Annotated in this window: 14 protein-coding genes; 7 read left to right on the top strand and 7 right to left on the bottom strand. The window is 72.4% G+C overall.

The window, feature by feature from the left end:
* Positions 1 to 11: 11 nt before the first annotated feature.
* Complete coding sequence (locus AB0I51_RS03500) at positions 12 to 728, bottom strand: ABC transporter permease (RefSeq protein ID WP_362970928.1); 717 nt, start codon at positions 726 to 728, stop codon at positions 12 to 14.
* Positions 725 to 1,717, bottom strand: coding sequence for an ABC transporter ATP-binding protein (locus tag AB0I51_RS03505; protein WP_362970930.1), 993 nt, complete (start codon positions 1,715 to 1,717; stop codon positions 725 to 727). The genes AB0I51_RS03500 and AB0I51_RS03505 overlap by 4 nt, the downstream gene beginning before the upstream one ends.
* Positions 1,718 to 1,961: 244 nt before the next feature.
* On the opposite strand from AB0I51_RS03505, the gene AB0I51_RS03510 reads away from it, so the two are divergent.
* Genes AB0I51_RS03510 through AB0I51_RS03520 form a run of 3 tightly spaced genes read left to right on the top strand, consistent with a single transcriptional unit; the run spans position 1,962 to position 4,896 of the window.
* Positions 1,962 to 2,822, top strand: coding sequence for a MaoC/PaaZ C-terminal domain-containing protein (locus AB0I51_RS03510; protein WP_362970932.1), 861 nt, complete (start codon positions 1,962 to 1,964; stop codon positions 2,820 to 2,822).
* A 38-nt stretch (positions 2,823 to 2,860) separates the two neighbouring features.
* The gene (locus AB0I51_RS03515; protein WP_362970934.1) at positions 2,861 to 3,937 is read left to right on the top strand and encodes a Zn-dependent alcohol dehydrogenase; all 1,077 of its coding nucleotides are present in this window, start codon (positions 2,861 to 2,863) and stop codon (positions 3,935 to 3,937) included.
* Positions 3,938 to 3,945: 8 nt separating this feature from the next.
* Positions 3,946 to 4,896, top strand: a complete 951-nt coding sequence (locus AB0I51_RS03520) for a 3-oxoacyl-ACP reductase (protein WP_362970936.1) — start codon at positions 3,946 to 3,948, stop codon at positions 4,894 to 4,896.
* Positions 4,897 to 4,963: 67 nt separating this feature from the next.
* Here the strand turns inward: AB0I51_RS03520 and AB0I51_RS03525 are convergent, their stop codons facing one another.
* Both AB0I51_RS03525 and AB0I51_RS03530 read right to left on the bottom strand, forming a co-directional pair.
* Positions 4,964 to 5,122 carry a hypothetical protein gene (locus AB0I51_RS03525; RefSeq protein WP_362970938.1) on the bottom strand — a complete coding sequence of 53 codons (159 nt, stop codon included), beginning with the start codon at positions 5,120 to 5,122 and terminating at the stop codon, positions 4,964 to 4,966.
* Between the two features lie 125 nt (positions 5,123 to 5,247).
* Positions 5,248 to 6,537 carry a hypothetical protein gene (locus AB0I51_RS03530; RefSeq protein ID WP_362970940.1) on the bottom strand — a complete coding sequence of 430 codons (1,290 nt, stop codon included), beginning with the start codon at positions 6,535 to 6,537 and terminating at the stop codon, positions 5,248 to 5,250.
* A gap of 197 nt (positions 6,538 to 6,734) precedes the next feature.
* On the opposite strand from AB0I51_RS03530, the gene AB0I51_RS03535 reads away from it, so the two are divergent.
* The 3 genes from AB0I51_RS03535 to AB0I51_RS03545 are packed head-to-tail and all read left to right on the top strand — an operon-like array spanning position 6,735 to position 9,541.
* Positions 6,735 to 7,607 carry a Nif3-like dinuclear metal center hexameric protein gene (locus AB0I51_RS03535; RefSeq protein ID WP_362970942.1) on the top strand — a complete coding sequence of 291 codons (873 nt, stop codon included), beginning with the start codon at positions 6,735 to 6,737 and terminating at the stop codon, positions 7,605 to 7,607.
* Positions 7,604 to 8,347: a C4-type zinc ribbon domain-containing protein gene (locus tag AB0I51_RS03540; protein WP_359613916.1), complete on the top strand. Its 744-nt coding sequence runs from the start codon at positions 7,604 to 7,606 to the stop codon at positions 8,345 to 8,347. The genes AB0I51_RS03535 and AB0I51_RS03540 overlap by 4 nt, the downstream gene beginning before the upstream one ends.
* A 12-nt stretch (positions 8,348 to 8,359) precedes the next feature.
* Positions 8,360 to 9,541 carry a bifunctional RNase H/acid phosphatase gene (locus AB0I51_RS03545; protein WP_362970944.1) on the top strand — a complete coding sequence of 394 codons (1,182 nt, stop codon included), beginning with the start codon at positions 8,360 to 8,362 and terminating at the stop codon, positions 9,539 to 9,541.
* On the opposite strand, the gene AB0I51_RS03550 is transcribed toward AB0I51_RS03545, so the two are convergent.
* Together AB0I51_RS03550 and yaaA are read right to left on the bottom strand one after the other, a co-directional pair.
* Positions 9,516 to 10,154 carry a bifunctional 4-hydroxy-2-oxoglutarate aldolase/2-dehydro-3-deoxy-phosphogluconate aldolase gene (locus tag AB0I51_RS03550; RefSeq protein WP_362970946.1) on the bottom strand — a complete coding sequence of 213 codons (639 nt, stop codon included), beginning with the start codon at positions 10,152 to 10,154 and terminating at the stop codon, positions 9,516 to 9,518. The two genes, AB0I51_RS03545 and AB0I51_RS03550, sit on opposite strands and share 26 nt — an antisense overlap.
* Positions 10,155 to 10,227: 73 nt before the next feature.
* Positions 10,228 to 11,010: a peroxide stress protein YaaA gene (gene yaaA, locus AB0I51_RS03555; protein WP_362970948.1), complete on the bottom strand. Its 783-nt coding sequence runs from the start codon at positions 11,008 to 11,010 to the stop codon at positions 10,228 to 10,230.
* A 76-nt stretch (positions 11,011 to 11,086) separates the two neighbouring features.
* On the opposite strand from yaaA, the gene AB0I51_RS03560 reads away from it, so the two are divergent.
* Positions 11,087 to 12,553, top strand: a complete 1,467-nt coding sequence (locus AB0I51_RS03560) for an RNB domain-containing ribonuclease (protein ID WP_362970950.1) — start codon at positions 11,087 to 11,089, stop codon at positions 12,551 to 12,553.
* On the opposite strand, the gene AB0I51_RS03565 is transcribed toward AB0I51_RS03560, so the two are convergent.
* The gene (locus AB0I51_RS03565) at positions 12,504 to 13,049 is read right to left on the bottom strand and encodes a hypothetical protein (protein ID WP_362970952.1); all 546 of its coding nucleotides are present in this window, start codon (positions 13,047 to 13,049) and stop codon (positions 12,504 to 12,506) included. The genes AB0I51_RS03560 and AB0I51_RS03565 overlap by 50 nt on opposite strands.
* Between the last annotated feature and the right edge of the window lie 26 nt (positions 13,050 to 13,075).

Consider the following 13,075-nt stretch of genomic DNA (forward strand, 5'->3'; position numbering starts at 1 on the left):
CGCTCCCCCGGTCACACGGTCCGCCCGGTCCGGCGGTACGCCAGCACAGCGTACGAACCGAAGGCGAGCAGCCAGGCCGTCAGCACCACGATCGCGCCGAGCGCGGGAGCGTGCCCGTCGGCGACGGAGGTGCCGAGCTGGGCGAAGCGGTTGGTGGGGGTGTACTTCGAGATCGCACGCAGCCAGCCGGGGAACAGGCTGATGGGGAACCACAGGCCGCCGACCACCGCGAGCCCCAGGTTGCAGGCCATGTTGGCGACGCCGGTGGTCTGGGAGGTGAGGCCGTAGCCGTTGGCGAGACCGAGGAGGGTGAAGGGGACCGAGCCCAGCCACAGCAGCAGGGCGATCAGCGCCCACTGCCAGGCGTCGAGTCGTACGCCGTTGACCAGGCCGCCCGCCGCGAGCACCGCGACGATCGCCGGCAGCACGGTCACCGAACCGGTCAGCGCCCGGCCCAGGACGACCTGGCGCGGGGTCATCGGCGTCACCCGCAGCTGCCGCAGCCAGCCGATCGCCCGGTCCTCGGCGACCCCGCCGCCGGTGTTGAGCGCGGAGCCGACCGCGCCGTAGGCGGCCATGCCGACCATCGCCGTCGCCTTGTAGCCGCTGTCGTCGCCGCCGAGGTTGGTGAACAGCAGATACATCATCACGGGCATCGCGATCCCGCCGATCACGAAGCCGAGGTCGCGCAGGGTCCGGCGGACTTCGAGGCGCAGGTAGTCGATCATCGGACGGTCTCCGTGTCCTTCAGGTGGGCAAAGGCTGCTCCCAGCGGCGGACGGTCGGTCACCACAGCGTCTTCGGTTCGCGGGCCCTCTGCCTGGCGTGCTGTCAATGCCAGGAACGCGTCGTCCAGCGACGCCGGTGCGACCTCCAAGCCGTGGATCGCGTCCAGGTCCGCCAGCGCGCGTACCGTCGCGTCCGAGTCGTCCGTGCGCAACAGGGCGCGGTCGCCGCGCACTTCGAGGGTCCGTACGCCGGGCAGCCGGTCCAGGCCCTCGGTGGAGCGGCCCGCGAGGTCGATGGAGACGAGGCTGCCGCCGGCCGCCCGCTTGAGCTGTTCGCCGGTGCCGTCGGCGACGATCCGCCCGCGGTCGATGACCACGATCCGGTCGGCGTGCGCGTCGGCCTCCTCCAGGTAGTGCGTGGAGAACAGGACGGTGTGGCCGCGCCGCGCGTACGCCCGCATCGACTGCCAGAACGCGTGCCGCGCCTCCACGTCCAGGGCGGCGGTCGGTTCGTCCAGCACGATCAGCGACGGATTCCCCGCCAGCGCCACGGCGAACCGCACCCGCTGCGTCTGCCCGCCCGACAGCCGGTCCACCCGCCGCCCGGCCAGCTCGCCGATCCCGGCCAGCTCCAGCGCCCGGGCGACGGGCATCGGCGCCGGATAGCGCCGGGCGACGAACGCGACCAGCTCGCCGACGGTGACCCGGGGCACCGCCCGCGCCTCCTGCAGCATCGCCCCGACCAGGCCATTTCGTACGGCCGACTCCGGTGCCGCGCCGAACAGTTCGACCGTGCCGGCGTCGGGCGCGTTCAGCCCGAGCAGCAGCGAGATCGTCGTCGACTTGCCCGCGCCGTTGCGGCCGAGCAGCGCGACCGTCTCGCCGCGACCGATCTCCAGGTCCACCCCGTCGACGGCACGCACCGCGCCGAAGGTCTTGACCGCCCCCGCGAAGGACACGGCACGCTCTGTCCCACCTGTCTGTGTCATGGGTACGACGCTACGAAGCCGCACCCCTCGCGCGGCAGATGCGCTTGTACGGACTCGGGCAGGACAAATGTCATCGCCCCGCAGACCTGACACAGTGTCAGGAGCCTTCACAACTCGGGGGCGCTCGGCTATACAAGGGTCGCCGGACTGGAACGCGTTCTAGGTCGGCCCGTGACGACCTCGGTGCGGCCGACGGTGCGGACGGCCGCACCGAGGTCTTCGACCACCGGCGATCAGGAGCCCCATGCCCATCGACGCAGCCCTGGCCCTCGCGGCCGAACCCCGGACCGGCGAGATCTCCTGGACCACCAAGGACGTCCAGCTCTACCACCTCGGCCTCGGCGCGGGCACCCCGGCGACCGACCCCGACGAGCTGCGCTACACCCTGGAGTCCCGGCTGCACGTCCTGCCGAGCTTCGCCACCGTCGCGGGCAACGGCTCACCCGGCGTGATCAGCGGCCTGTCCATGCCCGGCATCGAGGTCGACCTCGCCCGCGTCCTGCACGGCGGGCAGTCCCTGCGCCTGCACCGGCCCATCCCCGTCCAGGGCACCGCGACCAGCACCGGCCGCATCGCCGCCGTGTACGACAAGGGCAAGGCGGCCGTCCTCGTCATGCGCACCGAAGTCGCCGACGCCGGCGGCCCGTTGTGGACCAACGACGCGCAGATCTTCGTACGGGGAGAAGGTGGCTGGGGCGGCGACCGCGGCCCCTCCACCCGCCTCGAACCGCCGACGGGCGCCCCCGACAAGGTGGTCGAGCGGCACATCCGCGAGGACCAGGCCCTCCTGTACCGCCTCTCCGGCGACTGGAACCCACTGCACGCCGACCCGGAGTTCGCCAAGGTAGCCGGATTCGACCGGCCCATCCTGCACGGGCTGTGCACCTACGGCATGACGCTCAAGGCCGTCGTCGACACCCTGCTCGACGGCGATGTGACCCGGGTGCGCGCCTACGACACCCGGTTCGCCGGAGTCGTCTTCCCCGGCGAGACGCTGCGCATCCGCATGTGGCGACAGGGCGACACCGGGGTGCGGGTCGCGGTGAGCGCCGTGGAGCGGGACGACGCGCCCGTCCTGGCCGACACGACCGTCGAACACTCCTGAACCAGGCCCGAGTTGAGCAGAGTCGAGGGGAGCGCCCCATGCGCGCAGCCGTACTGCACGAGATAGGCCAGGACAAACTGGAAGTCCTCGACGACGTCGAGGCGACGGGCTTCGGGCCCGGCCGGGTCAGGATCCGGGTGCGCGCCACGGGGCTGTGCCACTCGGACCTGTCCGCGATGGCCGGCGTACTGCCGCAGCCGGCACCGTTCGTGCCCGGCCACGAGGGCGCCGGCGAGATCCTCGAAGTCGGCGAGGGCGTAAGCCACTTGAAGGCCGGCGACCGGGTCGTGGTCTGCTGGCTGCCGGCCTGCGGTGTGTGTGCCGCCTGCAAGCGCGGCCAGACCCAGCTGTGTCTGGCCGGCTTCATGAACGCGGGCACCCCCAACTTCAAGCGCCCCGGCGGCGATGTGTTCGGCTTCGCGGGCACCGGCACCTTCGCCGAGGAGGTCGTCGTCGACGCCGGCTGCGCCGTGCCGATCCCCGACGACGTGCCCTTCGACATCGCGGCCCTCATCGGCTGCGGCGTCACCACCGGACTCGGCGCCGCCCTCAACACGGCCGACGTGGAGGCAGGTTCGTCGGTCGCCGTGATCGGCTGCGGAGGCGTCGGCATCTCCGCGATCCAGGGCGCCCGGCTCAAGGGCGCCGCCGAGATCGTCGCCGTCGACCCGGTCGCCGCGCGCCGCGAGGCCGCGCTCAAGTTCGGTGCCACCAGGGCGGTTTCACCGGACGAGCTGCCCGCCGCCAAGCAGGAGGTCACCGCCGGCGAGGGCTTCGACTACGTCTTCGAGGTCGTCGGCCGCTCCACCACCGCCCGCACCGCCTACGAGAACACCCGGCGCGGCGGCACCCTCGTCATCGTCGGTGCGGGCGCGCTCGACGACTTCCTCCAACTCAACATGTTCGAGCTGTTCTTCGACGAGAAGCGCATCCTGCCCTCGATGTACGGCGGGGGAGACGTGCTGCGTTCCTACGAGCGCACGATCGCCCTGTGGCGGGCGGGCCGCGTCGACCTGGAGGGCCTGATCACCCACCGGGTGCCGCTGGCCGACATCAACGAGGCCCTGGACCAGATGCGTTCGGGGACGGCCCTGCGCACCTGTATCGAGATCTGAGGGCCGGTATGACGCTGCCACTTGAGGGCCTGGTCGCGATCGTCACCGGCGCCGGACGCGGGCTCGGCCGGGCCGAGGCGCTCGAACTCGCCCGGCTCGGCGCGGCCGTGGTCGTCAACGACTACGGCCAGCCCGGCCGGGACGGCTCGGGCGAGGCCTCCGCGGGCCCCGCCGAACGGGTCGCCGCCGAGATCCGCGAGGCGGGCGGCCGGGCCGTCGCCCACACCGGGGACGTGGCCGACACCCAACAGGCGAGCGAGCTGGTCGAGTTGGCGATCGCCGAACTCGGCGGCCTCGACATCCTCGTCAACAACGCGGGCATCCTGCGCGACCGCATGGTCTTCTCCATGACGGAGGGCGAGTGGGACTCGGTGATCCGGGTCCACCTCAAGGGCCACTTCAACACGACCCACTTCGCGTCCGCCCACTGGCGCCGGCGGTCCAAGGAGGCGGGCGCGCCGGTGTACGGGCGGATCGTGAACACCTCGTCCGAGGCGTTTCTCGCCGGCTCCGCCGGACAGCCCAACTACGCGGCGGCGAAAGGCGGAATCGTCGGCCTGACCACCTCCACGGCCCTCGCGCTGGCCAAGTACGGCGTCACCGCGAACGCCATCTGCCCGCGCGCCCGCACCCGGATGACCGAGGACGTCTTCGCCGGTTTCCAGGAGCCCGACGACGGCCTCGACCCGCTCGCACCCGAGCATGTCGCCCCGCTCGTCGGCTACTTGGCCTCACCCGCTGCCGCGCGGATCAACGGACAGCTCCTCGTCGTCCACGGCGGCATGGTCGCGATCGTCGAACGCCCGCACGTGCAGGCCAAGTTCGACAGCAAGCAGGACACCTTCACCTACGACGAGCTGGACGCCGTACTCACTCCGCACTACGCCAGGCGACCGGCGGAGGAGACGTTCGCGGCGGCCGAGGTGCTCGGGCTCAAGCGGGAGCCGGGCGGAGCGTAGGGAACGCGACGGCCCCGCCCGTCCGAGGACGAGCGGGGCCGTGTGGTGCAAGGTGCCTGACGTACCGTCAGGCGTTCGCGTACTCGGACTGCTCGGACGGCTTGCGGTGACGGCCGTGGGCGGCAGCGTCGCCGTCCTGCGCCGAGACCGGGCCCCGGTGCTTGCCGTGGCCCGAGGTGTCCTGGGCGTCTGCGGACATCGTCTGTGCCGTGCTCGTGTCGTTCATCGGAAACTTCACCCCGTAGTAACAAGATCCTTCATACAGCTCGGCGATCTTATCCAGCCGTTCCCGGGACGACGCGCGACGGCCTGTCGTCCGGAACGACTTCGTTACCGAGCCGCACCACTTTGTTACCCGACGGCCACCCGGCCTTTGAGCGGTGCCTCCCGCAACGGCACCGGACGCGGTGCGACCGGCACCGGAGGATCCGGTTCGGACGGCCCCGACGGCTCCGGCGCGGCCTCCCCAGGCGCACCCACCGTCCCGTCCCGAACCGGATCCCCCGGGCGCGTATCCCCCGTACCCCCCGTTTCCCCCGCCACCCCCGTCGCCCCGGGGTTCCCCCCGGCTCCGGGGCCCCCGTTGTCCCCCGCCCCCCTGGGCGCCGCGAACCGCGCCACACCGCACGGCACTTCCCGTGTGGCGTACGGCAGTTGCAGCACCCCGCCCTCGCTCCACAGCCCGGCGCCCGCCAACCACCCCTCGGGCACCGGGAGTTGGAGCAGCTGCCGGTCCGAGGGCCGCCATACGCCGAGCCAGCTGCCGCCCGGCCCGTCGATGCGCAGCGCCACCCCGCAGTTCTCCGGCATCAGCACCTGCCCCGGCTGGATCGCGAACGGCGTCACCGTGCAGTCCGGCACCCGCAGACATTCCGGGAACCGCACCGGCAGCGTGGAGCCGATCACCCCCCAGCCCAGCCGCTCCTCCCGCCCGGGCGACGGCGCGTCCGAGCGGATGAGCAGCAGCCCGCTGTCGGGATCGGCCGCGAGCAGCCGGTCGTCGCTGTCCGCGGCGATCTGCAGCAGCGGCGACACCTCCCCGTCCCGCTCCAGGTCCACCACGATCGCCTTGGTCCGCCCGCCGACCTCCCGGTCCAGCGCCAGCATCCGCCCCGCCCGGTCGAGCCACACCCCGCCCGAACAGCGCCCCGGGACCATCGCGAGATGCTCAGGACCGAAGGCACCCCCCGCCACCAGCCACACGGCCGTCGAACGCCGGCCCACGGCGAGGGCGTACGCCTTCTCGCCCCCCGGTGCCGGCGGCAGCAGCCGCAGCCGGGTGTCCGGGTCCGGGCACTCGACCGCGCCGAGCGGCAGCTCACCGGTGCCCGGGCCGGTCGGGTAGAGCAGCGAGAACGTGTGCCGCCCGTCCACCAGCCGCCGGATGAGCACCCGCCCGTCGCCCATCGGCTGCACCTCGCTGCCGGGCTCCTCGGGCTGGTTGCCGGGCAGCGGCACCGCGTACGGCTCGGGGCCGTCCAGGGTCCACCGCTCCGGGAACAGACAGTCGCCGGCCGGCGCGAGGCGGGCCGCGTACGCCCCGTCAGCGGTGATCACACACGCGGTGTCATCGGTCCGCGTGCCCCCGCACTCGTCCCCGTCCTCGTCCGCCGCCGTGGGCTCGATCGCACAGGCCGTCATGGTTCGGTCACCTCCAGCCACGAAACTAGTTTTCGTACGTACAGACGTGGGACCGATGAGCAGCCTCATCACACATAAGGGTGGCCAAGTAACGATTCGCCTGAGGAAACGGGGGCGGGTGTGCTGAACGGGGCCGTAGGCCGGGTACGACCGCTTCAGCGGTTCAGCCGATCGGTCCAGCCAGGTAGCCTTTCCCCGTGCCCCGTCAGTCCGTACCCCGCCTGTCCGAAGTCGTCGCCGCGCTGGAGAACCTGTGGCCCGCCGAGCGGGCCGAGTCCTGGGACGCGGTCGGCACCGTCACGGGCGACCCGGAACAGGACGTCACGCGCGTGCTGTTCGCCGTGGACCCGGTCCAGGAGATCGTCGACGAGGCGGTGAAGCTGGGCGCCGACCTGATGGTCACCCACCACCCCCTCTACCTCCGCGGTACGACCACGGTCGCGGCCTCCACCTTCAAGGGCCGCGTGGTGCACACCCTGATCAAGCACGACATCGCGCTGCACGTCGCCCACACCAACGCCGACCGCGCCGACCCGGGTGTCTCCGACGCCCTCGCGGGCGCGCTCGACCTCCGTGTCGTACGACCTCTCGTGCCGGACCCCACCGATCCGGAAGGCCGCCGGGGCCTCGGCCGCGTCTGCGAGCTGGACCACCCGCTCACCGTCCGAGAACTCGCCGCCCGCGCCGCCGAGCGCCTCCCCGCCACCGCGCAGGGCATCCGCGTCGCCGGCGACCCCGACGCCCTGGTCCGCACGGTCGCCGTCAGCGGCGGCTCCGGCGACAGCCTCTTCGACGACGTACGCGCGGCGGGCGTCGACGCCTTCCTCACCGCGGACCTCCGCCACCACCCGGCCTCCGAGGCCCGCGCCCACAGTCCTCTCGCGCTGCTCGACGCGGCGCACTGGGCCACCGAGTGGCCCTGGTGCGAGCTGGCCGCCGCCCAGCTCGACGAGATCTCCGACCGCGAGGGATGGGGCCTGCGGGTCCACGTCTCCAAGACGGTCACCGACCCCTGGACCGCCCACGCGGCGTCCGCCACCACACCTGACCCACTGGGAGCCCCCAACTGAACGCCGCGCCCGCCGACCAGATCCGACTTCTCGACGTCCAGGCCCTCGACGTACGCCTCCAGCAGCTCGCGCACAAGCGCAACTCGCTGCCCGAGCACGCCGAGATCGACGCGCTGACCAAGGACCTCACCCAGCTGCGCGACCTGCTCGTGGCCGTGCAGACCGAGGAGAGCGACTGCGCCCGCGAGCAGACCAAGGCCGAGCAGGACGTCGACCAGGTCCGCCAGCGCGCCACCCGCGACCAGCAGCGCCTCGACTCCGGTGCCGTCACGTCCCCCAAGGACCTGGAGAACCTCCAGCGCGAGATCGTCTCCCTCGCCAAGCGCCAGGGAGACCTGGAGGACATCGTCCTGGAGGTCATGGAGCGCCGTGAGTCCGCGCAGGAGCGCACCGCCGAACTGACCGAGCGGGTCGGTTCCGTGCAGGGCAAGATCGACGACGCGACCGCCCGCCGCGACGCCGCCGCCGAGACCCTCGACGCGGACGAGGCCAAGGCCGAGAAGGAGCGCGAGGTCATCGCGGCCACCATCCCCGCGGACCTCCTCAAGCTCTACGACAAGCTCCGCCAGCAGCAGGGCGGCATCGGCGCGGCCAAGCTCTACCAGCGCACCTGCCAGGGCTGTCGCCAGGAGCTCGCCATCACCGACATCAACGAGATCCGCGCGGCGGCCCCCGACACGGTGGTCCGCTGCGAGAACTGCCGCCGCATCCTGGTGCGCACGTCCGAGTCCGGTCTGTAAGGGGTTTACGGCGTGCGGGAGTTCATCGTCGAGGCCGACGGCGGTTCCCGGGGCAACCCGGGGCCCGCGGGCTACGGCAGCGTGGTCATCGACGCGACGACGGGGGAGACCCTGGTGGAGGAGGCCGAGTACATCGGCGTCGCCACGAACAACGTCGCCGAGTACCGCGGCCTGATCGCCGGCCTGCGCGCCGCCCACGCCCTGGACCCCTCCGCCCGAGTCCACGTCCGCATGGACTCCAAGCTGGTCGTGGAACAGATGTCAGGCCGCTGGAAGATCAAACACCCTGATATGAAGCCGCTGGCGGCGGAGGCGGGTGCGGTGTTCCCGGCGGATCAGGTGACGTACGAATGGATTCCCCGGGAGAAGAACAAGCACGCGGACAGGCTGGCGAACGAGGCCATGGATGGGGCGCAGCCCATCCAGGGGCGCGGGGCTGTCACATGTGCGGCTCCGCCGCGCGGGCGCGACCAGTCCCCACCGGCCGCCACCGTGACGACGACCGAGGCTGACGTCCGCGCCGCCCGCAACGTGGCCGCCCCCAGCCCGGGTTGGGCCCCCGCGGACATGGGCGCCCCCGCCACCTTCGTCCTGCTCCGTCACGGCGAAACCCCCCTCACCCCCCAGAAGCGCTTCTCCGGCAGCGGCGGCACCGACCCCTCCCTCTCATCCGTCGGCCAGGACCAAGCCGCCCGCGCGGCAACCGCGTTGGCGGCCCGCGGCACCATCCAGCACATCATCGCGTCCCCCCTCACCCGCACCCGCGAGACCGCCGCGGCCGTGGCGGACCGCCTCGGTCTGGACGTGACGATCGAAGAGGGCCTGCGCGAAACGGACTTCGGCGCCTGGGAGGGCCTCACCTTCGGCGAGGTCCAAGAGCGCTATCCGGACGACCTGACGACGTGGCTGGCCGACCCGACGGCCCGACCCACCGGAGGCGGCGAGAGCTTCGCGGCCACGGCGACCCGTATCGCCGCCACCCGCGACAAGCTGATCGCGGCCTACGCGGGCCGCACGGTCCTGCTCGTCACCCATGTCACGCCGATCAAGACGTTCGTCCAACTCGCCCTGGGCGCCCCGCCGGAGTCCCTGTTCCGCATGGAACTCTCGGCGGCCTCGCTCTCCGCGGTGGCGTACTACGCGGACGGCAACGCGAGTGTCCGGCTTTTCAACGACACGTCCCACCTGCGCTGAGCGTCGCCGCCTCGCGGGCCAGCGCCTCGATCCGCGCCCAGTCCCGCGCGGCCACCGCGTCCGCCGGGATCATCCAACTCCCGCCCACACAGCCGACGTTGGGCAACGCCAGGTATTCCGGCGCGGAGTCGATCCCTATCCCACCCGTGGGACAGAACCGCGCCTGCGGCAGCGGCCCCGCCAGCGACCTGAGATAGGCCGTACCGCCCGCCGCCTCGGCCGGGAAGAACTTCATCTCCCGCACCCCGCGCTCCAGCAGCGCCACGACCTCGGACGTGGTCGACACCCCCGGCAGGAACGGCACTCCGGACCCCTGCATCGCCTCCAGCAGCAGATCCGTCCACCCCGGGCTCACCAGAAATCCCGCTCCCGCCGCCACCGACTCCTTCACCTGCCCAGGAGTCAGCACGGTCCCCACCCCGACCACCGCCCCCGACACCTCGTCCGCGATGGCCCGCAGCGCCTCCAGTGCGACCGGTGTCCGCAGCGTCACCTCGATCGCCCGCAGCCCCCCGGCGACCAGCGCCCGCGCGAGCGGTACGGCGTCGGCCGCGTCCTCGATGACGACGACGGGCAGCACGGGAGCGAGATCGAGCAGCGAGGAGGAAGCCATGGCCTCATCCTGCCGAGGGGATGCAGTATGCGCAAAGCCCATTGCGCATACTGCAACGCTGGCTCGGGGGTACTCAGTGAATCTCGTCCACCAGCACATCCAGCGACCAGGGTCGCCCCGACTGCCCGGGCGCCTCCGCCTCCACCTCGTAGCCCAGCCCCCGCAACGCGTCCACCAGTTCCGCCGGCGTCCCGGGCGCGGCCGACGCGCTCAGCAGACTCCGTACGATCCGCCCCTTCGTCGCCTTGTTGAAGTGGCTGACGACCTTCCGGGTCGGCGCGTGCAGCACCCGTACCGTCGCCGTCCGCCCCGCGACCCCGCCCTTCGGCTTCCACGCCGCCGCGTACGCCGAGGACCGCAGGTCGAGCACGAGCCCGTTCCCGGCGGCCTCGGGCAGCACGGCCGCCATGGGCGCCCGCCAGTGCGCGCCCAGCGCCCCGAGCCCGGGCAGCCGTACCCCCATCGAGCAGCGGTACGACGGAATCCGGTCCGTCACCCGCACCGCGCCCCACAGCCCGGAGAAGACGAGCAGCGAGCGCGCGGCCCGCTTCTTCGCGGCCGTGTCCAGCGAAGCCAGGTCGAGGGCGTCGTAGAGGACACCCGTGTAGATCTCCCCGGCGGGCCGCGCGCCGGCGCTCCGCAGGTCGACGTTCTTCGCGATCTCGCCCCGCAGGCCCTCGCTCAGCCCGAGCACCTCGCGCGCCTTGTCCTCGTCGGCCGCGCACAGCTCGACGAGTTCGTCGAGTACGGCCGCGCGGGCGTCGGCGAGTCCCGGCAGCGACAGCGATTCCGGCTTGAGCGGGGCACCGCGGCCGGAGGAGGCCTTGCCTTCGGAGGGCGGCAGCAGGACGAGCACGGTGGGTTTCTCCTTACGGTGGGTGCTGCGCCAGCGTAAAGGGTGCGGCCCGGCGGATTGTGCCTACGCTCGTGTCATGCCCCGCCGCCGCATCCGGGTGACCGGCACCCCCGAAGCCCCGCTCCGCGCCGCCCTCGCCGCTCTCCGCACCGAACTCGGCGTACCCGAGGACTTCCCGCCGGAGGTACTGGCGGAGGCGATGGGGGTCCCCCCGTTCGAGCGGAGCCGAGAATGGGGGAGGGCAGCCGCGGCGCCGCTGCCGCAGGTCCCGGACGTCACGGACATCCCCTTCTTCACCGTCGACCCGCCCACGTCCATGGACCTCGACCAGGCTATGCACCTGTCCCGCCGGGGGACCGGTTTCCGGGTCCGGTACGCCATCGCCGACGTCGCCGCCTTCGTCGTACCCGGCGGAGCGCTCGACGCGGAGGCCCACCGCCGCGTGACCACCCTCTACTTCCCCGACGAGAAGACCCCGCTGCACCCGCCCCTGCTCAGCGAGGGTGCCGCGAGTCTGCTGCCGGACGTGACCCGGCCGGCGGTGCTGTGGACGATCGACCTGGACGCGGACGGCCGTACCATCGCCGTCGACGTCCACCGGGCCCTCGTCCGCAGCCGGGCGAAGCTCGACTACGCGACCGTGCAGCAACGGATCGACACGGGCACCGCCGAGGAACCGCTCGCGCTGCTCAAGGACATCGGCGAGGCGCGTGAACGTCTGGAGGTCGAGCGCGGCGGCATCTCCCTCAACGTGCCCGAGCAGGAGATCGTCGAGCGCGACCACACCTACGAACTCTCCTACCGCGCCCCGCTCCCCGCCGACGGCTGGAACGCCCAGCTCTCCCTGCTCACCGGCATGGCCGCCGCCGACCTGATGCTCGCGCACGGCACGGGCGTCCTGCGCACCCTGCCCGCCGCCCCGGACGGCGCCGTCGGCCGCCTGCACCACACCGCGCGCGCCCTGCACATCGACTGGCCGCACCACGTGTCGTACGCCGCACTCATCCGCTCCCTCGACCCGCGCCTCCCGCACCACGCGGCCTTCCTCCAGGAGTGCACGACCCTGCTGCGCGGCGCGGGATACACGGTCTTCCGCGACGGCGACCTCCCAGCCATCACCACCCATGCCGCGGTGGCCGCCCCCTACACCCACTGCACGGCCCCGCTACGACGCCTGGTCGACCGCTACGCCGCCGAGATCTGCCTCTCTCCCGCGTCCCCGCCCACCTGGGTCCTGGCCGGCCTCGACGCCCTCCCCAAACAGATGGCCGACGGCACCCGCATCGCGGGCACGGTCGAGCGCGAGTGCGTCGACATCGTCGAGGCCGCGCTGCTGAAGGACCGCGTCGGCGACCTCTTCGACGGCTACGTGGTGGACGTCGAGGAACACCAACCCACCGTGGGAAAGGTCCAGTTGGACACTCCGGCCGTCGTCGCGCGCCTCGAAGGCGGCACGACTCCACTGCCTCTGGGCGAGCGACTGCGGGTCCGGCTCACGCAGGCCGACCCGGGGACGTCGAAGGTACGGTTCGCGCTTGCGTGATCGCCTCCACAAGAGTTTCTACGGCGTTCTCGGCGTCGTCGGCGTGGAAGCGGACGGTGTCGACCTCCCGCCGTCGGCCGAGGAGCGTCAAGTGGGTGACGGGCTCGGCGAGTCGGAGGGTGACGGAGGTGCGGAAGCCGACGGGGAGATCGAGTTCATCGTCGGCGCGGCGGCGGGCGGCACGCAACTCGCCCTCGGCAGAGGCGATATGGCCCAGCGGGACGATCACGTCTGCGCGGGCGGCCCGCCGGAGACGCAGCGCATCCGTGTCCAGCAGGTGGGGGCGGGCTACGGAGGACGCGTGCAGGGCGGCGACGGACGCGACCGCGCAGAGGCCCAGGACCGGCACCAGTTGGTGGAGCACCGGCCAGTTCCGCAACAGCACCGACATGGTGAGCGTCTCCAGCACACATGCGAGTACCGCCCCGGCCACCAGGGCCCGTCGCGCCCGCTCATACCCGAACACCCGCCCGCCGCCTGCCCAGTCGGTCCTCATGGGGATCAGTACAGATGCTGACGCTA

The sequence above is a fragment of the Streptomyces sp. NPDC050549 genome, from assembly GCF_040655035.1.
Classification (GTDB): Bacteria; Actinomycetota; Actinomycetes; order Streptomycetales; family Streptomycetaceae; genus Streptomyces.